Annotated in this window: 18 protein-coding genes, 1 tRNA gene and 1 riboswitch; of the genes, 10 read left to right on the plus strand and 9 right to left on the minus strand. The window is 56.2% G+C overall.

Going from position 1 to position 20,344, the window contains the following annotated elements; genetic code table 11:
- Positions 1 to 2 precede the first annotated feature (2 nt).
- Together K1718_RS21630 and K1718_RS21635 are read right to left on the minus strand one after the other, a co-directional pair.
- Entirely contained in the window at positions 3 to 803 is an 801-nt protein-coding gene (locus K1718_RS21630) for a Stf0 family sulfotransferase (RefSeq protein ID WP_265680890.1), read from the minus strand.
- Positions 804 to 1,009: 206 nt separating this feature from the next.
- On the minus strand, positions 1,010 to 2,209 hold the full coding sequence (locus K1718_RS21635; protein ID WP_265680889.1) for an O-succinylhomoserine sulfhydrylase: 1,200 nt from the start codon (positions 2,207 to 2,209) through the stop codon (positions 1,010 to 1,012).
- Between the two features lie 44 nt (positions 2,210 to 2,253).
- Positions 2,254 to 2,333: riboswitch (SAM riboswitch) on the minus strand.
- Positions 2,334 to 2,462: 129 nt separating this feature from the next.
- Between K1718_RS21635 and K1718_RS21640 the strand changes: the two genes are divergently transcribed.
- Positions 2,463 to 3,599 carry a 2'-deoxycytidine 5'-triphosphate deaminase gene (locus K1718_RS21640; protein ID WP_265680888.1) on the plus strand — a complete coding sequence of 379 codons (1,137 nt, stop codon included), beginning with the start codon at positions 2,463 to 2,465 and terminating at the stop codon, positions 3,597 to 3,599.
- 6 nt (positions 3,600 to 3,605) lie between these two features.
- Positions 3,606 to 4,154, plus strand: coding sequence for an IMPACT family protein (locus tag K1718_RS21645; protein ID WP_265680887.1), 549 nt, complete (start codon positions 3,606 to 3,608; stop codon positions 4,152 to 4,154).
- Here K1718_RS21645 and K1718_RS21650 read toward each other — a convergent pair.
- Entirely contained in the window at positions 4,151 to 4,951 is an 801-nt protein-coding gene (locus K1718_RS21650) for an ion transporter (RefSeq protein ID WP_152502925.1), read from the minus strand. The two genes, K1718_RS21645 and K1718_RS21650, sit on opposite strands and share 4 nt — an antisense overlap.
- 157 nt (positions 4,952 to 5,108) lie before the next feature.
- Between K1718_RS21650 and K1718_RS21655 the strand changes: the two genes are divergently transcribed.
- A tRNA-Gly gene (locus K1718_RS21655) sits at positions 5,109 to 5,182 on the plus strand.
- Here K1718_RS21655 and K1718_RS27560 read toward each other — a convergent pair.
- On the minus strand, positions 5,171 to 5,449 hold the full coding sequence (locus K1718_RS27560) for a DUF1127 domain-containing protein (RefSeq protein ID WP_418068047.1): 279 nt from the start codon (positions 5,447 to 5,449) through the stop codon (positions 5,171 to 5,173). The two genes, K1718_RS21655 and K1718_RS27560, sit on opposite strands and share 12 nt — an antisense overlap.
- Positions 5,450 to 5,598: 149 nt before the next feature.
- Between K1718_RS27560 and K1718_RS21660 the strand changes: the two genes are divergently transcribed.
- Entirely contained in the window at positions 5,599 to 6,051 is a 453-nt protein-coding gene (locus K1718_RS21660) for an Lrp/AsnC family transcriptional regulator (RefSeq protein WP_173006112.1), read from the plus strand.
- A 139-nt stretch (positions 6,052 to 6,190) separates the two neighbouring features.
- Here K1718_RS21660 and K1718_RS21665 read toward each other — a convergent pair whose 3' ends face one another.
- Positions 6,191 to 7,117: a MurR/RpiR family transcriptional regulator gene (locus tag K1718_RS21665; protein WP_152502928.1), complete on the minus strand. Its 927-nt coding sequence runs from the start codon at positions 7,115 to 7,117 to the stop codon at positions 6,191 to 6,193.
- Between the two features lie 183 nt (positions 7,118 to 7,300).
- On the opposite strand from K1718_RS21665, the gene K1718_RS21670 reads away from it, so the two are divergent.
- From K1718_RS21670 to K1718_RS21690, 5 genes are all read left to right on the plus strand, one after another.
- A complete protein-coding gene (locus K1718_RS21670; protein WP_265680886.1) occupies positions 7,301 to 7,807 on the plus strand; it encodes a TRAP transporter small permease in 507 nt (168 codons plus the stop codon).
- The gene (locus K1718_RS21675) at positions 7,807 to 9,090 is read left to right on the plus strand and encodes a TRAP transporter large permease (protein WP_152502930.1); all 1,284 of its coding nucleotides are present in this window, start codon (positions 7,807 to 7,809) and stop codon (positions 9,088 to 9,090) included. Before K1718_RS21670 ends, K1718_RS21675 begins: the two co-directional genes overlap by 1 nt.
- Before the next feature lie 30 nt (positions 9,091 to 9,120).
- The gene (locus K1718_RS21680; protein ID WP_152502931.1) at positions 9,121 to 10,161 is read left to right on the plus strand and encodes a TRAP transporter substrate-binding protein; all 1,041 of its coding nucleotides are present in this window, start codon (positions 9,121 to 9,123) and stop codon (positions 10,159 to 10,161) included.
- 89 nt (positions 10,162 to 10,250) lie between these two features.
- Positions 10,251 to 11,717, plus strand: a complete 1,467-nt coding sequence (locus K1718_RS21685; RefSeq protein WP_265680885.1) for a M81 family metallopeptidase — start codon at positions 10,251 to 10,253, stop codon at positions 11,715 to 11,717.
- A 148-nt stretch (positions 11,718 to 11,865) separates the two neighbouring features.
- Positions 11,866 to 12,717 (plus strand): transporter substrate-binding domain-containing protein, encoded by an 852-nt coding sequence (locus K1718_RS21690; protein ID WP_265680884.1) that lies wholly within the window; start codon positions 11,866 to 11,868, stop codon positions 12,715 to 12,717.
- Here the strand turns inward: K1718_RS21690 and K1718_RS21695 are convergent.
- Positions 12,711 to 13,562 (minus strand): sterol desaturase family protein, encoded by an 852-nt coding sequence (locus K1718_RS21695; RefSeq protein WP_152502933.1) that lies wholly within the window; start codon positions 13,560 to 13,562, stop codon positions 12,711 to 12,713. The genes K1718_RS21690 and K1718_RS21695 overlap by 7 nt on opposite strands.
- A gap of 112 nt (positions 13,563 to 13,674) precedes the next feature.
- On the opposite strand from K1718_RS21695, the gene K1718_RS21700 reads away from it, so the two are divergent.
- Positions 13,675 to 14,316 (plus strand): alpha/beta family hydrolase, encoded by a 642-nt coding sequence (locus K1718_RS21700; protein WP_265680883.1) that lies wholly within the window; start codon positions 13,675 to 13,677, stop codon positions 14,314 to 14,316.
- Here the strand turns inward: K1718_RS21700 and K1718_RS21705 are convergent, their stop codons facing one another.
- The 3 genes from K1718_RS21705 to K1718_RS21715 form a co-directional block, all read right to left on the minus strand.
- Positions 14,317 to 17,721: an efflux RND transporter permease subunit gene (locus tag K1718_RS21705; protein WP_265680882.1), complete on the minus strand. Its 3,405-nt coding sequence runs from the start codon at positions 17,719 to 17,721 to the stop codon at positions 14,317 to 14,319.
- 11 nt (positions 17,722 to 17,732) lie between these two features.
- Complete coding sequence (locus K1718_RS21710) at positions 17,733 to 19,148, minus strand: efflux RND transporter periplasmic adaptor subunit (RefSeq protein WP_152502936.1); 1,416 nt, start codon at positions 19,146 to 19,148, stop codon at positions 17,733 to 17,735.
- Between the two features lie 218 nt (positions 19,149 to 19,366).
- Positions 19,367 to 20,341: an Hsp33 family molecular chaperone gene (locus tag K1718_RS21715; protein ID WP_265680881.1), complete on the minus strand. Its 975-nt coding sequence runs from the start codon at positions 20,339 to 20,341 to the stop codon at positions 19,367 to 19,369.
- Positions 20,342 to 20,344: the final 3 nt, after the last annotated feature.

Genomic DNA, 20,344 nt, shown 5'->3' on the forward strand with positions numbered 1-20,344 from the left:
TGTCACTTGGCTCTTGTGTCGTTGAGCCCTTCGTCCAAAAGATAGCGTGTCTTCCATTCTTCACTGACTTTGTCCGCAAGTTTTGCCACAGGCAGCGGAATGCCTTTGGCGACAGCGCCATCAAAACCGAGATGCGTGATGAGATCGGCCAGGACAGTCTCCGGATCAGTCGCCAATTCGTCATAGGTTATCCGATAGGGATCAAGTCCTTCCCGCGAAAACCAGTTGCTCCACGCATCTTCATAGTGCGTGACTTCCTCAATCGTCTTACGGATCAGATCCCGGTCGTAGTCCGGTTCTTGCGGTTCAGAGGTTCTTTCCAGCTCGGTTCCATCTGGCGCCTTGTGCCAAAGGCCGGTTTGCATTGCCTTGATCAACGAGATCGCCTGGGCAAGCTTATCCTGCCGTGTCAGGTGGACAATACATGTTTTGCCGAATTCCGCCTCGAAGCGCGCCAGATCACCTGAAACGTCTGAGTGAATGTACTCCAGCTGCTCAAAGAAGAAGCTCGCGCTTTTCCGCTGCAATCGCAGGCCGAAGAGATTGCTCTCCCCCATTCCCTTGGAACGAGCGCGGTTGAAAACTGCCTTCAGAGCCGAAGCCTTATCTTCGTAGGCAACAGTCTGAAGGTTCAGGGATTTCTGCCAGGCCGCCAGTGTCGGCACGTGGAAATAGGATTCCGGCCTTCCGGCAACGCCTGTTGCCGCCAGCAGTCTGCACAACAGAGTGCTGCCGCTGCGCGGTGAAGTACAAATGATATAGGCCTGATAACCGAACCGGGACTGAACCGCCATCTGCGCCATTTCCTGTCCTTAGGTATTCAACGGGAAAGCTCTCCGCCCATCCAAAGGGTTTCCTTGGCATACCTTGGACGGCAATTCACTTTGTTTTGGTTCCCTGGCAGCAGTTCCAGCGCAAGGTGTTGCTCCCTCACAACGGAGCTGGATGGCATTCCAATGAAAAAAGCCCGGCACTTGACCGGGCTTTTCATCTTGGTACAGCGAACTCATCAAACCGCGCTGAGCGCCTTTTCAACGTCTTCCAGAAGATCCAGTGGATCCTCCAGGCCAACCGACAGCCGCAAGATGCCGTCGGATATATCCAGCTCCGCACGCGCTTCTTCACCGATCGACTGGTGGGTCGTGGTGGCCGGATGGGTGATCAGGCTTTTGGCGTCCCCAAGATTGTTGGAGATCTTGATGGTCTCCAGCGCATTGGTGAAGCGGAAGGCAGCCTCCTTGCCACCCTCGACTTCAAAGGCAACCATCGTTGATCCGGCTGTCATCTGACGCTGAACCACCTCAGCCTGCGGATGATCGGCGCGCCCGGGATAAATCAACCGGCTGATCTTGGACTGGTCCGCCAGAAAACCGGCAACCTGACCGGCGCTCTCGGTCTGACGCGCAACGCGCAGCGGTAAAGTCTCCAGCCCCTTGAGAAGAACCCAAGCACTGAAAGGGCTCATGTGGGGCCCGGTATGCTTGATGAAGGGCATGACCTCGTCGACGATCCATTCTTCATCTGACAGGACGACCCCGCCCAGACAACGGCCCTGACCGTCAATGTGTTTTGTCGCCGAATAGACAACAACGTCGGCACCAAGCTTCAGCGGCGATTGATAAAGCGGCGTCGCAAAAACATTGTCTACAATCAACCGCGCCCCTGCTTCTTTTGCGATATCGGCGACCGCGGCAATGTCGATCACTTCGAGCGTCGGATTGGTTGGGCTTTCCAGAAACAGCGCTTTGGTGTTCGGTCGAACGGCTGCTTTCCACTGATCAATGTCGGTACCGTCCACCAGCGTGCTCTCAACTCCGAACCGCGGCAAGAGCGTCTCACAAATGTATCGACACGACCCGAACAGCGCTTTGGCCGCAATCACATGATCGCCCGCCTTGACCGACGCCATCAGCGCCAGATTGACAGCCGCCATGCCACTTGCGGTCCCACGTGCGGCCTCTGCCCCTTCGAGCGCCTTGATCCGGTCTTCGAACATGCTGACAGTCGGGTTGGCATAACGGGAATAGACATAGCCTGGATCCTCGCCGTTGAAGCGGGCTTCGGCAGCTTCTGCTCCGCTATAGGTGAACCCCTGTGTCAGGTAGATCGTCTCTGAGGTCTCACCGAAGGGCGACCGCATGGTGCCGCCATGCACCAATGCGGTTGCAGGACGCCAGTTCTTGTTTCCGGTCTTGGTGGTCTCAGTCATGTCTTCCAATGCTCCAAACGCAAAAAACCCCAGCCTCAAGACCGGGGTTTGCACCTCCGGCCTTTTTAGCGACTTGTTTAACGTGGCTGCAAGCCGGCCGGCCCAAATCACCACGAAGAGCCTGTCTGTTAAGGGAAAACGTTTCGAAGGTCAATCTCCTTCGGCGAAAAGCCTGCCATCCACCACAAAGCCTGTTGGCGCGAGCCGCCCTATCCGTTAAGGACGATAGGCAAGGAATTTGCGGGAAATCCATATGAACGTCACGGCGGGTCAGGTCTTGAACGGTAGCGCAGCACTTTCAGCCAGCGGCATTTTGCCCGAACGCATCATTCAGGAGATGTTCGCAGCCGGTGAAATATCGTCTGCCAAACCTCCGGTCACCGGCCAGGTCCAGCCTGCCAGCCTCGACCTGAGGCTTGGGAGCGAGGCCTACAGAGTGCGCGCGAGCTTTCTGCCCGGTCCGGCAATCCGGGTTGCCGACCGGCTGGAGCAGCTGAAGCTTCATACAATCGACCTTTCAGAAGGCGCGGTTCTTGAAACCGGGTGCGTCTATATTGTGCCCTTGCAGGAAAGCCTTGCCCTGGCGGAAGACATTTCGGCAACTGCCAATCCGAAAAGTTCCACGGGTCGTCTCGACGTCTTCACTCGTGTCATCACCGACAATGGCCTTGCCTTCGACACCATCCCTGCCGGCTACCAAGGCCCGCTCTACGCCGAGATATCACCGCTCACTTTCCCGATCCTGGTCCGCTCAGGCTCTCGGCTAAGCCAGATCCGTTTCCGACGCGGCCAATCGCTGATTGCCGACGACATTCTGGAAGAGGTACACAAATCCCACACGCTCATGAGTGGGGGGAACGAGCGGATCGGCAACGGCGTTCAACTTTCAATCGATCTTGAAGGCAATGGTCCAGGCAGCCTGATCGGATACCGTGCCAAGCATCATTCCGGCCTGATTGACGTCGATGTTGTCGGCGCTCAGGACCCACTCGACTTCTGGGAACCGATCCACCGCCGCCAGCGCGGAGAGCTGATCCTTGATCCGAACGCCTTTTATATTCTGGTGAGCCAGGAGGCCGTGCATGTGCCGCCTGACTATGCTGCGGAGATGGTGCCTTTCGACCCGTTGGTCGGCGAATTCCGCGTCCACTATGCAGGGTTTTTCGATCCCGGTTTCGGCCATTCCGGAGCCGGCGGCGTCGGCTCACGCGCCGTTCTGGAAGTCCGGTCGCACGACGTGCCCTTCATCGTGGAACACGGCCAGACAATTGGCCGCCTTGTCTATGAGCACATGGCAGAACGCCCGGCCACGCTCTATGGCGAAGGCATCGGCTCCAACTATCAGGGCCAGGCGCTCAAACTTTCCAAACACTTCAGGTCGCCCGCATAGACCGGCATGGCATTCAAGACCGTCACTCGCGAGTTCGAGGGTTTTCTGGAGGATCGGAAATCCCGGTTTCTTGCGCATCTGGTCCCATTTGAAGCGTTTGACCAACGACTGGACGACCTTCGCAAAGAACATCGCAAGGCCAATCATGTGGTCACGGCTCACAGACGGCTTCTGGAAGATGACAGGGTCGAAGAAAGCAGCAAGGACGACGGTGAACCCGCCGGCACGTCAGGCATGCCGACCTTGCGCATTCTGCAAGGGGCGGAACTCATCAACTGCGCGGTGCTGATCGTGCGTTATTTCGGTGGCACCAAACTCGGCGGCGGTGGCCTTGCGAGGGCCTATTCCGGCGCAGCTCAGGACGCCATCAACAACGCTGAACTCGTGCCATTCAGAAAATTGGCCCAAAAGGAGTTCAGCGCGGATTTCGCCTCCAGTTCAAACCTGGAAAAGCGCGTCGAAGCACTTGGACTAAGCGTAGTTGCGCGCCACTACACGGAAGACGGTGTGCGCCTTCTCGTTGAAGGTCCGCAGGAAACCCTCGAGATCCTTTAAGATTTGGTCCTGTCGACCTCGGCCCTGAGCGCTTTCAGTTCGGTCCGCAGCGCTTTCACCTCTTCCAGGATCAGGCCGGTATCGTCATGGATCGCCTGCCGGTTCGCATCGGCCTCGGCATCATGTTCTTCCTGCATGGCCGATACGATAATACCGATGAAGAGGTTGAGCACTGTGAATGCCGTGCACAGGATAAAGGGCACGAAGAACAGCCAGGAATAAGGATAAGCCTCCATCACGGGACGCACGATGCCCATGGACCAGCTCTCCAGCGTCATGATCTGGAAGAGCGTATAAAGCGACGCTCCGAGGTCGCCGAACCATTCGGGGAAAGTTTGCCCGAAGAGCTTGGTCGCCATAACAGCAAAAACGTAGAAAACCAGCGCCATGAGAACAACAATCGACCCCATGCCTGGAAGCGCTGCAATCAGGCCTCCGATCACGCGTCTGAGCGAGGGAACGACCGAAATCAGTCGCAGGACACGCAAGATGCGCAACGAACGCAACACCGAGAGATTTCCACTGGCTGGTACAAGCGAAATCGCCACGATCACAAAGTCAAAAATACTCCAGGGATCCTTGAAGAATTTCAGGCCATGCGCATAGAGACGCAAGATCAGCTCGACCACGAAAATCCCGAGGATCACCTTGTCGACAAACACGAGCGGTCCGCCAATCTGATCCATCACCGTCTTGCTGGTTTCCAAGCCCAGCGTGATGGCGTTCAGGACAATAATCCCGATGATACAGAATTCCCAATTGCGCGAGGTGACGAGCGCCTTGACCTTGTTTCGCATATTTCCGACCTGGAGTGTGCCATCATCATTGGCGCATTTTGCGCCCGCGCGAACATGGCGATTTCTTTGCCGCAGTGCAAGATCAACAGACCGTCGATATCCAACTTCTTGAGTTGACAGACCCGCCCGCTCGGCGCAGAAAGCTCCCGGAGCCCCCGCGGGTGTAGCTCAATGGTAGAGCAGAAGCTTCCCAAGCTTAAGACGAGGGTTCGATTCCCTTCACCCGCTCCAGCAGTTCAACCGCCTCAGTATCCTCTGCGCATCGGTGTCACCGCAATTGGGCGGCACATCGGTCAGCTCTCTCCCAACTAACTTTGAGACTTCTGATCGGCTTAAACCGAGGTCACGCAGCAGATGATCCGGCATTCGGGCCAGATTTTGCGCGTCTGTGCGGCACTTCGATTGGTGCTGAAGCCTCCCAACAAAGGTCTGCAACAGATCCGGGAATGACGCTTTGGCGGTTTGGAATAGGCTGAGGTTTGCCGTTTGATCGCTCATCTCGAGTGCTCCTTCGTCTTGACTGTAGCGAAGGCTAAAGGACACTCCTGCGCAGAGTGCGCAATTTTCTCACACATTCAGGAAATTTTCGCACCAACGAGGAATTCATGATATTTTCTCGCAAGAAAACTTTGAACGGAACTAAACTTATGGAACCGCTTGATGACTTCGATCACCGCTTGCTGCGTCTGTTGAGCCTCGACGCGCGCCAGACCGGCAAGGAGCTTTCCGAAAAAGTCGGCCTGTCGCCGGCCGCTTGCCTGCGCCGGGTCCAGCGACTCCGGGAGATAGGCGCTATCCAAAAGGAAATTGCCGTCCTAGCACCCGAAGTGACCGGATCCACCGTCACCCTGCTCGCCATGCTGGAAATGGTACGGGGCCAGCCGGAGCGAAATGCCAGAGCCCGCGAGAAATTGTTGACATTGCCGGAAGTGAAAAAGCTTTATCATGTCACCGGCAAGGCCGACCTGGTGCTGACCATCGAATGCGCCTCCATGGAAGCCTATGCCGCATTCACCGAGAGGCACTTCTATGCAGAGGAGATCAAGGGCTTCGACACGATCGTGGTGCTGAGATCATATGATCCAATGGCGGGAGACTGACACCCGTTTCGCGCTCATGGCCAGCAAGTGCGCTGTGTCTTGAGCATTGTCTTTCACACACAAAAGGCTTCATGTACCTGGTAGACTGCGCGGGATGGATGGCGAATGCCCCCCCTTAATGGACTGGCGATTGCCTTGCCTAGTCGCCCAAAGGCTGAGGAGCAGTACGCCCATGATACGCCGTTAGCGAAGAGCGGATCCGGCGCAGGTTCTCCGTTGTTTCCTCTCTGGTTTCATAAGCGACCGACATGGCGATCGCATCCAAAACTGCGAGGTATGCATAGCGGCTTGCAGTCGGCTTGAAGATATGTGGATCTTCCGGCAGATCGACAACGATCGGAATGGAGACAACACTCGCAAGCCGGCTTCCGGGCTTCGAGATGCAAATAGTATTTGCACCATAAGCTCCGGCAACCTTTGCAGCTGCAACAATCGCATCGGTTTCACCGCTTGCTGAAAACAGGAGCAGCGTGTCCTCACGCCCCAGCGTTGCGGCCCGCATTTGCAGGATGTAACTGTCGTTGACGGCCATTGACGTGATGCCAAGCCTGAAAAACCGGTTGGCCCCCTCCTGCGCAAGCACGGATGACCCTCCGCCCATACCAGCGACAAGAAGCTGCTTGCTGCCTACAATTGCCCTCTTGGCGAGTTCCAGTTGCGCTGGATCGAGCTGTTTACGCATGGCGTTGGTCGTCGCATAGATTGCCGCCAGTACATGGTCGATAGAATTTTCCATGCTGGCCGGCTCTTCACCCACGTCCGGCCGAATATACTGAAGGCTAACGGCCAGGTTCTGCGCCAAACGCAATTTGAATTCCTTGAAACCATCGCACCCAAGAGATCTGCAGAACCGGATCACGGTGGGGGTGGAAACATCGGCAGCCCCCGCAAGCTCAGCGATGGTCATCGTGCTGATGCTGTCGATATTGGCTTTGACGTAATCTGCAACGCGTTGTTCGCGGGAGGCGAGTTGGCCGTCTATGCGGTTCAATGCGGAAATCAGATCTGCAACGGCAGCCTGTCCACGTTTGGGAAGTTCAGTTTCCGCGCTTTCGCTATCCGACATTTCCTGCTCCCACGCCATCATTTCAATTTGTAATTTAAGTACATTTCTTTTTGAAATCCAGACTCAAGATACAGAATTAAGTGCCAATTTGATATCATTTTTGTACTTTAGTTAGAAATTTTGCTTGATTTTGTAATTTTCTCTCCACACTATGTACTTCAATTACGTATCTGGGAGGGTGGAATGCAAACGTGGGCACGTCTCGCTAGCGCACGGATCAACACGATCACCGAAGCCGTGGTTGCCTTATTGATGCTGTTGCTGGTGCTGGATGTCTGGCTGGGCGTCGTCGACCGATATTACTTTCATTGGCAACTCCCCTGGCCCGAGGTCATGGCACGCTATCTGATGATCTGGGCGGCGATGCTGGCGATTTCCTGCGGTATTGCCCGCCGCGAACATATTGGTCTCACAGCCTTTTTAAACTTGTGGCCCAAGCCGTTCCAGCGGACCGTGCTCGTCGTCATGGATCTGCTCGCGCTGAGCCTCTTTGTCTATGTTCTGTGGTTTGGCCTCAGCTTCGCCCACAGCGGCGCCAGTCGGCAGGCAATGATTTTCGGGCTCAGTCTCGAGCCTTTTTATGCAGCCATACCGGTATCTGCAGCACTTTGCAGCGTTCAGCTTGCTCTCGTTCTCGTTCGGGATCTCGGCACTCACCTGGAGTTCCCGACTGAAGAGGAAGCCGTGTGATGTGGGCGGGCCTTGCATTTGTTCTACTGATCCTGTTCGGCATGCCGATCGGTTTTGCCATCGGTCTTGCCGGTGTCGTCGGCCTGATCGACATGGGGGGCACACAGTTCCTGTCCATCGGACCGAGCAAGATCTTCAACGGTTTGAATATCTTTCCCTTTCTCGCCATGCCGTTTTTCATCCTGGCCGGGGAAATCATGAACGGCATCGGAATCACCAACAGGCTCGTCAAATTGGCACAGGTTCTGGTGGGCCGGTTCCGAGGCGGTCTGGCGCACACCAACATGCTGGCCTCTGTTTTCTTTGCCGGATTGACCGGTTCTGCAACTGCAGATGCAGCCGCCTTTGGACGAACGCTCGTGCCGGCAATGGTCAAGGAAGGATACAAGCGCGACTATGCCTGTGCCGTGACCGCAGCCGGATCCATCATCGGTCCGACAATCCCTCCTTCCGGGCTCATGGTTGTCTATGGCTCGCTCATGGGCGTTTCGATTGCGGGTCTGTTTGCAGCCGGAATTCTGCCCGGTCTTGTCATCTGCCTAGTTTGCATGACGGTCATCGTGATTGGCGGAAACCGGGAAAACCTGCCCAAGGCGGCGCGGGGTGCGACCTTGAAGGAAGTCTGGTCGACATTTGTCAGCTCACTTACGGCGCTGGCCATGCCGATTATCATTCTGGGCGGCATACTCGGTGGTGTTGTCACACCAACGGAAGCCGCATCCATCGCGGTCGCCTATGCTGTCTTCATCGGTGTTTTCGTCTATCGCACACTCAAGCTTAAAGCCTTCTACCAGATGCTGGTGCGTACTGCCCGGATCACCGGTGTCATTTTCGTTATCATCGCCTTTGCGGGAATTCTCGGCTGGTGGATGAGCTTTGAGCGCATTCCGCAACTGATAGCAGAGAATGTTCTAAGCCTTTCCGACAACCGCTACGCAGTTATTGCAATCATCATCGGGCTTTTGCTGCTGGTTGGCATGGTGATGGACATCACCGCGATCCTGATCATCCTTGCGCCTGTCCTCGTGCCACTGACCGAGCAGGTCGGCCTGGAGCCCATTCACGCCGGGATCATCTTCGTCCTTGCGCTGAACATATCGCTGATGACACCGCCTGTCGGCGCTTGTCTTTTCGTCCTGTCCTCTGTGACGGGGGAAAAGCTCGAACGCATATCGATCAAGCTGATGCCCTTCCTGATCGCCGAAATCAGCATCCTTTTCATCTTTGCATTCTGGGAAGACGCAGCGTTGCTGCTGCCACGCTTCCTTGGATTTGCCAACTGACCTCATAAGAAACCAGAGAGGACTGAAAACATGAGACTACTTACAACAGGACTGGCCCTTGCCATATCCATGACGGCAAGCACAGCGCTCGGTGCCGGAGGCACCATCAAGTTCGGCCACGACAACAAGACTGATCCATTTGAAAATCCGGCACATGCCTGCACCGCAGTTTTTTCAAATCTGGTCCAGGCAGGAACCAATGGAAGTGTGAACGTCGAGGTCTTCGGCTCGAACCAGCTCGGTTCGGCAGCAGAACACGTTCAACAGGTTCGGGACGGTCTCATCCAGGCAACTCTCACATCTACCGGGGCACTCGCGAGTTACTATCCGCGTATTGATGTTCTGAACCTCCCGTTTGCGTTTGCAGGCAACGAAGCGACCTACAAGGTGTTTGATGGCGATTTCGGCAAAGCGCTAGCTGCCGACATCGAAGCGTCGTTGGGCGATGTGGTTGTCCTCGGCTTCCCGGACACCGGCGGCTTTTTCGCGGTGACAAATTCGCAAAAACCAATTGCGAACCTTGAAGACTTTGAGGGCATCCGTATCCGGACAATGACCCTGCCTTCGCACCAGACGATCATTCAAGCGCTTGGTGCAGAAGCCTATCCACTCTCCTGGGGTGAGGTTTACTCCGGTCTGCAAACCGGTGTGATCGACGGTCAGATGAACCCGGTTCCGATCATCTCCTTTGCCAACTTTTCCGAGGTACAGAAGTATCTGACGCTCACAAACCACCTGTTTTCGCCATACACATTCATGATCAACAGGGCCTTTTATGAAGGTCTCAGCGATGAAGAGCGTGCAACGCTTCATGCAGCGGCGGAAAACTGTGTCACCGCAAGCCGAGGCCTGTCGCGCATTATCGAGTCTTCCGAACGCGGTCTCGCCGGACTTATGGATGCCATGGAAGTCACCGCACTGGACGATGCTCAGCGCGAAGCCATGGCCGCAGCGACGCAACCGGCATTTGAAGGCCACGTGAATGAAAACCTCGATGAAAAGGCGGTTGAGCTCCTGACGCTGTTCAAGGCGGAAGTTGCCAAGGCAAACGCTGAAACCTACCTCGACTAATGAAAACGGCCGGTGGGAGATTAAGCCCCCACCGGCCATCCTTTTTGCAACAACAACAAGAAACGCCTCTCATTGGACAGGACACTTCAATGCGCGTCTTCTGTGCTTCCATCGCGACTGAAACCAATACTTTTTCTCCGCTCCGAACGGATCTCGCCGACTTTAAAGAAAGCTTTTATGCCCCGCCTGGGAAACATCCCGAGACCCCAACCCTGTGCAGCGGGGTCTTTCCAGCGCTTCGCAAACGCGCTCGTGCCGGTGAAATCACGCTGATCGAAGGCACAGCGACCTGGGCAGAACCCGGCGGGCTGGTCAACACGTCAACCTGGACACATCTGCGCGATGAAATCCTGGGACAACTTCACGCCGCCCTGCCGCTTGATGCCATCGTTCTCGGACTTCATGGCGCAATGATCGCCGATAGATGTGTCGACTGCGAAGGCGACCTGATCGCTGCGGCTCGCCAGATTGCCGGACCTGCCGCCAAAATTGGCGTGACGTTTGATCCACACAGTCACCTCAGCGACAAGCGCATCCAGAACGCCGATATCATTACGGTTTTCAAGGAGTTCCCGCATACGGATTTTGCTGAAACAGGCGAAGCATGTGTGGAGCTCACACTGCGGGCCGCACGCAGCGAAATTGAACCGGTCCTGTCTGTGTTCGATGTGCGCATGATCGAAATACTGCCGACAAGCCGTGCTCCCATGCGCGGCTTCATTGACAAGATGGTCCGTCATGAACAGTCCGGAGCAGCTCTGTCGTTGTCCGTGATCCATGGTTTCATGGCAGGAGACTCTCCCGATCTCGGTGCCAAGATCCTTGTGACCACAAACAACGAGAAACAAGCAGGAGACCAGCTCGCAGAAAAACTCGGATTGGAACTGTTTTCCTTTCGTGGAACGACGCGGCCGGAATTTCTGTCGCCCAGTGCTGCCCTGGCAAAGGCAACAGCACATCCACAAGGACCCGTTGTCATTGCCGATGTCTGGGACAATCCCGGCGGCGGTGTTGCAGGTGATTCAACCATATTGCTGCGCCGGGCACTCGATCTGGGACTGACGGACATTGCGTTCGGTACGATCTGGGACCCTATGGCTGTCCGTCTGTGTCATGCAGCAGGAGAAGGCGCGTGCCTTGACCTCAGGTTCGGCGGGAAAACCGCCTCGGATGCCGGCGACCCGGTCGATGGCAACGTCAGTGTGCTCAAGACACAGCGCAACGCTGTGCAAAGCTTTGGTCAGTCCGTTGTACCCCTTGGAGACTGCGCGGTGATCGATATCAATGGCATTGTCGTGGTTTTGAATTCGAACCGGGCACAGACTTTTTCGCCGGATCTCTTTACCAATCTCGGCATCGACGTCACCGCTCAAAAAACGCTCGTTGTGAAATCCACGAACCATTTTCACAGCGCTTTCGAAACCATTGCTACGGATATTTTATATTGTGCCGTCGATGGCCCCTATCCGAGTGACCCCAGGAACAATGCCTACACAAGACTGGAACGGCCGATCTGGCCGATTGTCGAAAATCCTCATGAGACGGAAGCTGCTTGAGGGATCATAATCGACTGGACTTAATGTCCGGCCGTGAAATGACATTGCGTGCTGACAAGCTGACCCTGAACACGATACTCTGCGCCCACAATTGATTTGGCAGCAAGGCAGCCACTGCGCTGTATCAAAGAGGCATCGGGAATTCCGCGTGAGGATAGGACAACAAACTTCCATTGGTTTTCTGGGTGCATGCCTGTGCCTTCTTGCGATCATGGTCCAATCCGCAAGTGCCCAGGACGAGGCGATCCGGGTGCCGAATTTCTGGGATCCGAAAGCGGTGCATGATCGTCCCGGTTCGATCCCGGACAAGATCCAGTTTCTTGCAACGGATGGATATCCACCTTTCGTCTTTCGCGACCCGCAAGGTCGCCTGACAGGTTTCAACGTCGATTTGGCACGCGCGCTCTGCCAGGAGCTGGGCAGCTCCTGCGCACTGCGTATCAAGGACTTCGACGTCCTTTTGCCCGCCTTGGATGAGGATGAAGGCGATGCCATCATTTCCGGCCTGTCGCGCAATCTGGCGAGCACACGGCGCCTGAATTTCACCGAAGACTATATGAAGTTGCCCGCCCGGTTCATCGTTGCTGCCAACAAGGTGGCGACATTTGACGAGCAGAAGCTGAACGGCGTTAAAATCAGCGTCGAGGCAGGCACACGCTATGAAGCCTTTGCCAACAGGTTCTGGCCGATGGCCGAGATTGTCAGCCTGGAGACGGAAACAGCCGCACGGGATGCAGTCATATCTGGCGCAGCAGATGCACATTTCGGCGATGGGCTCAGCCTTTCATTCTGGTTACCGAGCCAGGCCGCCGATGGTTGCTGCGCCTTTGCAGGCGGTCCCTGGTTGGAGCCAGGCTATTTCGATGAAGGATTGGCAATCGCCACTCGCTCGGACGACCCGGAGCGCGCTGCCGCGCTGACTTATGCGCTCCGCCAGCTGCATCAAAAAGGTATCTTCCGTGAGCTTTACCTGCGGTACTTCCCGCAGAGTTTTTACTGACGGTCCGCCTTTTCTTCCGATGCGCTTTTCGTCTCCGGCTTGGCATCGCCATTTGCCAGAAAAGGAATTGCGAGACTGAAGGGAAAGGAGTGCGCGCGTGGTGTCAGCGCAGGACCCAGGCCAATTTCCATGCCGTCGTGGCCTTTTTCCGGTTCTTCAACATAAGTGCCGAAGAGCCTGTCCCAGATGGATAGGTAGAAGCCGTAGTTGGAATCGGTTTCCCGGCGCAGAACCGAATGATGGATGCGGTGCATGTCCGGTGTGACGATGACAAAGCGCAGGATGTTGTCCAGTCTTGAGGGGATGCGAAAATTGGCATGACTGAAGACAGCTGAAGCATTCAGCACGATCTCGAAGACCAACACGGCTTCCCAAGGTCCGCCAAGAGCGACGATCACCAGGCCTTTCCAGACAAAGGACAAAAGGATCTCAATCGGGTGAAAACGCAGTGCCGTGGTAGCATCGACTTCGCTGTCAGCGTGGTGCATCCGGTGGATTCGCCAAAAAATCGGCACCTTGTGCGAAACGACGTGCTGGCCCCAAACGGCAAAATCAAGCACAAGAAATGTCAACAGGCCGGCAACCAGACCGCCCCAACCCAAGAGGCTAAAAAGTCCCCAACCCTGTTCCTGCGCCAGAAGAGCAAGTCCCACGCCGCCAATCGGGAATATGAGGCGCACCAGCAGGGCATCCAGGAATATGATGCCCCAGTTTGTTGGCCAGCGCTTCAGCCTGCTGCTTTTCAGCTGCCGCCGCGGCAATCCCGCCTCGAGCAGAGCCATAAGCAGGAAAATGCCGGCAAAACAGGCCATACGAACCTGATTGATATCCAGCTGTTCAAACATTGCGCCTCGTCGTTGCGGAGTGGATCTTGCGCCTTGCAAAGGCATCCCAGGCTCTATACGCCAGATACTACCGCCTTTTACATCAAATACCCCTGCGACAGATCACATCATCATGAGCGCCTTCCTCTGGACCCGCCCCGACACGCCTGCCCACACCAGCCTGTTGCTTGCTCACGGCGCCGGGGCACCGATGGATTCAACCTTCATGGAAAAGCTCGCCACAGCGCTGGTTCTACAAGGCGTGGCTGTTGCCCGGTTCGAATTTTCCTATATGGCCGGACGGCGGACAGGTGGTTCAAAACGTCCGCCACCTCGCGCGGACAAACTGATCAGTGAGTTCCAGACAGCGCTGCAGACGATCCTGACGGAAACCGAAGGCCCTTTGCTGATTGGTGGCAAATCCATGGGTGGACGGGTCGCTGCGATGCTCGGCGGCGGCGGGTCTCTGCCCGGACGGGTGAAAGGGATCTGCTGTTACGGATACCCGTTCCATCCGACGGGCAAACCGGACGCAGACTGGCGAATGGCACCAATCGAAGACGCAAAACGACCGGTTCTGATCCTACAGGGAGAGCGGGACCCCTTTGGCAATAGAGCCGAACTGGACGAGATCAAGCTGCCGGATCATGTATCCCTCTCCTATCTGGAGGACGGAAACCACGATTTCGGCCCACGCGGCAGATCCCCGGCAACGCTTGATGGGAACATCGCAGCAGCGGCCAAGGCAACGGCAAACTTCGCCCATCGCCTTTGATCACTCAGCAGGAGTGATCCCGCGCCCACCCGAAGTCGGGGCCGGTAATTGCGCACGGCCACGACGCATCAGAACCAACCCGGCAAGGTCATCTCCGATCTTGATCAGCGCAGGCACCAGAACCAACACAAGCGCGGTTGCCGTTGCCAACCCGAACACAATGGTAATTGCCATAGGCAGCAGGAACTGGGCCTGAAGACTGGTTTCGAACATCAAAGGCAGCAGACCACCGATGGTGGTCATGGATGTCAGAAGAACCGCTCTCAACCGATCACAACTTGATCCGACAGCGGCCGAATAGAGCTCCTCTCCCTGCTTCCTGCGCTCTTCGAACCGGGCGACGAGAATAATCGAGTTGTTGACCAGAATGCCGGCCAGCCCGAGCAGCCCGATCATGCTCAGGATTGTGAGATTGAAGCCCATCAGATAGTGGCCAACAATCGCCCCTACGATGCCAAACGGGATGATCGACATAACCACAAGTGGTCTGGAGTAACTGGCAAAGATCGCCGCCAGAATGATGTAAATACCTGCAACTGCCATCATTATCCCGGTCAGGAGATCCGAGAAGGCATTCGACTGTTCCTCGGCACGTCCTGCAAAGGAGTATTCCAGACCGTATTTTTGTGCGAGTTCCGGCAGAAATGCCTTGTTGAGTTCGGCAATGATCTCATTGTTGGAAGTGATCGTGCTGTCGACATCCGCAACAACCGTGACAACCGTCTTGCCATCCCTCCTCAGGATTACGGAAAAGCCTTGCGCATCTGTCAGATTGACCACTTCGGTCAAGGGCACGAACTCGCCCGCTGGCGTCTTCAGCGACAGTTGACGAAGCGCCGCCGTCCCATTCTGGTCGAACACCTGTTTCACTCGGACGGCAACTTCCTCATCCCCTTCCGCAAAGCGTCTGGCAATATTTCCTTCAAACGCATTGCGGATTTGCCGCGCTGCGCTTTCGACCGTAAATCCGAGTGTGCGGCCACGGGGGGTCAGCTCAACCAGAAGCTCGGGTTTGCCATAGGGCAGATCGTCTTCTACGCCACTGGTACCCGGAAAAGCTGACAGTTCCTGCTGCAGTTCCTGAGCAGCTGCCTTCAGATCCTGAAGCGGTGCCCCGGTGAGACGGATGTCCAGATCCCGTCCCGGGGGGCCGCCCCGCCTTTCTGCGATGGCGATCCGCGAGGTGCCAGGAATGGCGGGAAGCGCCGCTCGCCAGGCACGCACGATTTCCGGTGTTCTCACAGTCCTTTCTTCCGAAAGCGTCAACTGAACCGAAATGCTTGCAATATTGTCGCCGCGATTGTTTCCGGCGGACCCGAGCGTGACATATGTTGCCTTGACCAGGGACTGATCCGTTCCCTCGGTCAGATTTGCTTCAGCGTCCTTGAGGGCCTTTTCGATGGTCAAGATACCTTCGATTGCCTGCTCTTCAGGTATGCCGGCATGGAAGAACACGGACGCTGTGAGGTTTTCAGCCTCAGGAGAGGGAAAGAAAGTGAAGCCAACACGCCCGCCGCGCACCAGACCGACGGCAAGTATCAAGGCAGCAATCGCAATTGCAAATGTGACGTACCGCCAGTGCACGGCTGCAGACACCAATGCCCTGAATGGGTAATCGCGGATCCAGTTGAACCCGCCATCAAACCCGCGCCGGAACAAGCTTGGTCTTTCTGCACCCTGATCACGCTGTTTGCCTCGCCGCAAGGCAGCCAGCAATGTTTCAATCGCGACAGCGAGAAAGAAACAGCTGGCAATCAGAATGACTTCGAAGGCGAATATCCCGACAGCATCTTTCAGAGCGCGCAATGGATCATCAATCACATCCAGGAAAGGCGGCACGGAAAGATCCGGCTGTGTTACCAAACCTGTCAGGAAGAACGCCGGTGCAGCAGCCAGAATGGCCACACGCCACCAGCTCCAACCCGGACGACTTCCGAGAGCGTGGGAGAGGTGCCCGGGAAGAATAAGAAAACACTCGATTACCGAGGCAAGGACCACCGCGACGACCACGACTGGTAAGGTGCCCATGATCTGCCCAAGCACATCACTGATCAGAAGGATCGGCAGAAAAGCGGCGATTGTTGTGGCGCTGGCGGCGAAGATCGGGGCAAGCATGGTCGACGCCCCGATGATGGCCGCGTCTTCGGGTGTGTCGCCCATGGCCTGCCGCGTTGCGGTGTGCTCGCCAACGACAATCGCGTCATCAACAATCACGCCCAACATCATGATGAGCGCGAACATGGAAATCATGTTGATGCTCTCGTTCATCAGCCACATGATCCCCAAGGTCGCCATCATCGCAACGGGTATGCCGGCGGCGACCCAGAAGGCAATCCTGGAATTCAGGAACAGAAACAGGATCCCAACAACGAGCACCAGACCGGTCAGACCGTTTTCGACAAGAAGTGTTATTCGTCCTTTGACCGCATCTGCTCGGACATCGTATTTCAACAATTCGAGAGATTGCGGCAATTGCGGGCTGATTTCGGCCAGATAGTCGTCAACGATCTGCGCTGCCTTCAAGGTGTCAGTGTTTTCCGCCCGAAGGATCTCCAGTTCTATTGCGCGAATTCCGTTCGAAAACCCCTGGTTCTCTCCCGTGTCAAAGTCGCGGCTGACATCCGCAATGTCTTTGACCAGCGTTTTTTCGCCCGTTGCGAAGGACTTTACGTCAATTCGGCCAACGGCCTCAGGCGAGCGTTGCTCAGACAAAGCGCGGATCTGACGCTCCACAGCACCGTCAAGACTGCCCGCCGGGAGATCGATTGTGTTTCCGGAAATCTGGCTGGCGACATCGGAAATGGTCAGGTCAAGCCGGCGCAATTCCCGTTCGGGCACCTCAACGAGATATTCCGGCGATCGGTAGCCGTTCAGTTCCACCTTGTCGATCCCGCGCTCAAGAAGATCGTCCCGGATCTGCCGGGCAAACACCTTCAGCGCATCCTCGGAGAACGGACCCCGCAACGCGATCGTCGCAACGCCATCGGTAAAGGTATTGGAGGATATGACAGGTGTTTCTGAATCTATCGGCAATGTTGTAATGTTCGAAATGGCCTGTTCGACATCGGATAGCGCCACCTGCATGTCGGCACCTTCCAAGAACTCCATTCTGATCGTCGCGCTGCTTTCGCGTCCGTAAGAAACGATTTCATCGAGACTGTCCAAAAACCGCAATTCCGGCTCGACAACTTCCAGAATATTCGACGTAACATCCTCAGCGCTTGCGCCGGGCCAAGTGACCGAAACGGTGATCATTTCAGTTTTGACTGTGGGGAAAAACTGGGTGTTGAGCTTTGCAAGCCCATATGCGCCGAAGAGCACCATGACGGCCATGATGAGATTGGCCGCATTCGGATGACGAACGACGACCTCAAGAAGACCGCGGGACTTTCCTTCAAAAACCATCAGTCGCCCTCCTACCGATTTTCGCCGGAAGCAGTGTCCGTCTGACTGACATTTTGCGGGCCAGCGGCCTCACCACCGGATGCAACGTCCTGAACGAGGAGGCCTTCTCCTGCTTCGGGGATACGTGTCACGAGCAATGTTTCGCCCGGTTCAAGATCTCCTTTTGCCAGGATGAAGCCGTCATCAATGGCAAGCGCCATCACCTCACGCCGTTCAAGCCTGTCATCCTTGACAACGTAGACGGTTCCTTCGCCATAGTAGGCTGTTTCGGGGATCCGGAAGCTGTCGGCATAAGTTTGATCAGGCACGGAAACCTCTACAAATGCACCTGGGCGAAGTGGCACATCCACGCCTTCACTCTCGATAGAGGCGATCAAATCGACACCACCTCTGGTGCTGGCAACGTCGGCACCGATACGTGTCACAACGGCCCGATAGCTGACAGGAACGTTGCCCAGATACCAGGTCACGTCCACAGGCCGCCCGACAACCGTGCCACTTTCCGCAAGCAGCCGGCCATACTGGTTGTCCGACAATGTGAACCGCACTTCGAATTCGTCGCTGCTATAAAGCGAAACAACCGCATCGTTAACGCTGACAAGCCGACCGAGTTCAGCTTCTTCCGAACGCACAATCGCGTCGAACGGCGCCCTCAGGATCGTGTTGCTCAGCTGCCTCTCTGCATTCTCCATGCGCCACTCCAGCCGTTTGATCGCAGCCTTTTGCTGAACCACCTTGGCCTCTTCCAACGCAAGAGAGTTTTCGGTCTGTTCCAGCGACTGCTGCCGCTGGGAGACAAGAAGCTTTCGCTCATCGAGAGTCCGCTCGGTCACGGCCCCTCGTCCCAATAGCTCCTGTGCCCGTTCCAGGTCACGCGCGGCAAAATCCAGTTGCTCCGTGACCCGGACAACATTTGCCTTTTCCAGCCGCACCCGACCTTCACTTTCCACAAGAGCGGCCTGCGCTTCAGCCAAGTTGGCTTCCGCCTCGGTCACCGCGCCTTCGTAGTCGAAGCGATCAATTGCGACCAGCACTTCTCCTTGCGAAACATGCCCCCCCGCTTTCAGGTTCGGATGAACCTCGACCACCTCACCGGCAACCAGCGTCCTCAAATCAACTTCGCGTCCTGCCATTGTCTCACCGAACACGTTGATCATCGGGGCATGGTCGCCGCGGACAGCCTCAACCGTGGTTACAGCGTAACTTTTTTCCTGGACAGGCCTCTTGGGAACATCAGGCTTGGTTGCGACAAGCGAGTTCATCCCGGTTACCGCACCGAACAGAATGGCAAATGCGAGCGCAGCCTGAAGAAGGGCTTTGAGCACAATCGCGATCCGCCCGGGCCGCTGGTCTTGCCCCCTGTCCTCAGGTGGCAGAACTTCAGAGACCTGCGTATTGGCGGAATCGGATTTAATAGACTGCAGCATATTCTGTGCACCCGGAGGTCAAGACGCTTCTAAGGCTAAGCTTTGCTTCGCCGCTTCGAAGGATAGATTTCCTTCGCGATGCAAAATTCAAGTCTCACATAAGCGCGGACCAGACGTTTGGCACGTTGAAAAGTGTAACAGAATGTTGCTGGGAGCGAGGTTCGTGCATCCGAAAGGGCAACGGGCGCACTGAGAGTTGCGCCCGTTCATGCATTCGATCAGTCGTCAAACTCGTATTTGGTGCTGCAGAACTCGCAGGTGACGACGATCTTTCCATCAATTGTCATCTGTTCGATTTCTTCAGCGCTGAAGCCAGCCAGCACGCCTTCGATCTTTTCGCGCGAGCAGCGGCATTTATCCAACAAAGGCTGCGGCTCGAAGAGGCGTACGCCGCGTTCGTGGAACAATCGGAACAGCAGCATCTCGACGCTGACTTCAGGATCCGTCAGTTCGACATCCTTGACTGTTTCGACCAGCAGCTTGGCTTCGACCCAGGCGTCGTCTTCTTCAACTTCGTGAATTTCAGTGCCTTCGGGAGCATCGCCCGGATCCAGATCCGCCTGGCGCATCCGCTCAGGGGATTCAGGAAGAAACTGCACCACCACGCCACCTGCAGTCCAGGTCCGGTGGGGGCCTTCGCCCTCCTGTCTCGTGAAAAGTTCACCTACGGCCAGGCGGACTTCGGTCGGGATCTGCTCGGACCGTTCGAAATACCGCCGCGCAACTTCTTCCAGCGAAACACCGTCCAGCTCCACGAGACCCTGGTAGCGCTGCATATGCTGACCCTGATCGATTGTCATGGCCAGGTGTCCGTGGCCAAGCAAGGCTTCCGGCGTCGCCTTTCCAGCTTCCATGAGCGCCTCGACCCTTTCGGCGTCATAGGTCGCACAGGCGCGAATAGCATCCGGAGATGCAAAATCGACCACCAGCATGGAAACCGGACCTTGCGTCTGTGTTTGCAGGGTAAACCGCCCGTCGAACTTCAGCGACGTCCCCAGTAAGCATGTCAGGACGATGGCCTCGGCCAGGAGGCGAGAGACCGGTTCAGGATAGTCATGCCGTCCCAGGATGGTCTGCAGCACTGGACCGAGCGCAACGGCACGGCCCCTGACATCCAGAGTTTCAACAGCAAAGGGCCGGACAGCATCCAGCCCTGCGGGCGTGATGCCCAGTTCATCAAGATTCAATGCCACGAT

Origin of the sequence: Roseibium porphyridii, assembly GCF_026191725.2 — a bacterium.
Lineage (GTDB): Bacteria > Pseudomonadota > Alphaproteobacteria > Rhizobiales > Stappiaceae > Roseibium > Roseibium porphyridii.

Bases quoted from the DNA above. Each gene is read 5' to 3' on its own strand.
- K1718_RS21705 (WP_265680882.1), bottom strand. From the start codon at position 17,721: ATGGTTTTTGAAGGAAAGTCCCGCGGTCTTCTTGAGGTCGTCGTTCGT.
- K1718_RS21710 (WP_152502936.1), bottom strand. From the start codon at position 19,148: ATGCTGCAGTCTATTAAATCCGATTCCGCCAATACGCAGGTCTCTGAA.
- K1718_RS27560 (WP_418068047.1), bottom strand. From the start codon at position 5,449: ATGAGCGATCAAACGGCAAACCTCAGCCTATTCCAAACCGCCAAAGCG.
- K1718_RS21645 (WP_265680887.1), top strand. From the start codon at position 3,606: ATGGCATTCAAGACCGTCACTCGCGAGTTCGAGGGTTTTCTGGAGGAT.
- K1718_RS21650 (WP_152502925.1), bottom strand. From the start codon at position 4,951: ATGCGAAACAAGGTCAAGGCGCTCGTCACCTCGCGCAATTGGGAATTC.
- K1718_RS21700 (WP_265680883.1), top strand. From the start codon at position 13,675: ATGAGCGCCTTCCTCTGGACCCGCCCCGACACGCCTGCCCACACCAGC.
- K1718_RS21630 (WP_265680890.1), bottom strand. From the start codon at position 803: ATGGCGCAGATGGCGGTTCAGTCCCGGTTCGGTTATCAGGCCTATATC.
- K1718_RS21665 (WP_152502928.1), bottom strand. From the start codon at position 7,117: ATGTCGGATAGCGAAAGCGCGGAAACTGAACTTCCCAAACGTGGACAG.
- K1718_RS21660 (WP_173006112.1), top strand. From the start codon at position 5,599: ATGGAACCGCTTGATGACTTCGATCACCGCTTGCTGCGTCTGTTGAGC.
- K1718_RS21640 (WP_265680888.1), top strand. From the start codon at position 2,463: ATGAACGTCACGGCGGGTCAGGTCTTGAACGGTAGCGCAGCACTTTCA.
- K1718_RS21670 (WP_265680886.1), top strand. From the start codon at position 7,301: ATGCAAACGTGGGCACGTCTCGCTAGCGCACGGATCAACACGATCACC.
- K1718_RS21680 (WP_152502931.1), top strand. From the start codon at position 9,121: ATGAGACTACTTACAACAGGACTGGCCCTTGCCATATCCATGACGGCA.
- K1718_RS21695 (WP_152502933.1), bottom strand. From the start codon at position 13,562: ATGTTTGAACAGCTGGATATCAATCAGGTTCGTATGGCCTGTTTTGCC.
- K1718_RS21635 (WP_265680889.1), bottom strand. From the start codon at position 2,209: ATGACTGAGACCACCAAGACCGGAAACAAGAACTGGCGTCCTGCAACC.
- K1718_RS21675 (WP_152502930.1), top strand. From the start codon at position 7,807: ATGTGGGCGGGCCTTGCATTTGTTCTACTGATCCTGTTCGGCATGCCG.
- K1718_RS21685 (WP_265680885.1), top strand. From the start codon at position 10,251: ATGCGCGTCTTCTGTGCTTCCATCGCGACTGAAACCAATACTTTTTCT.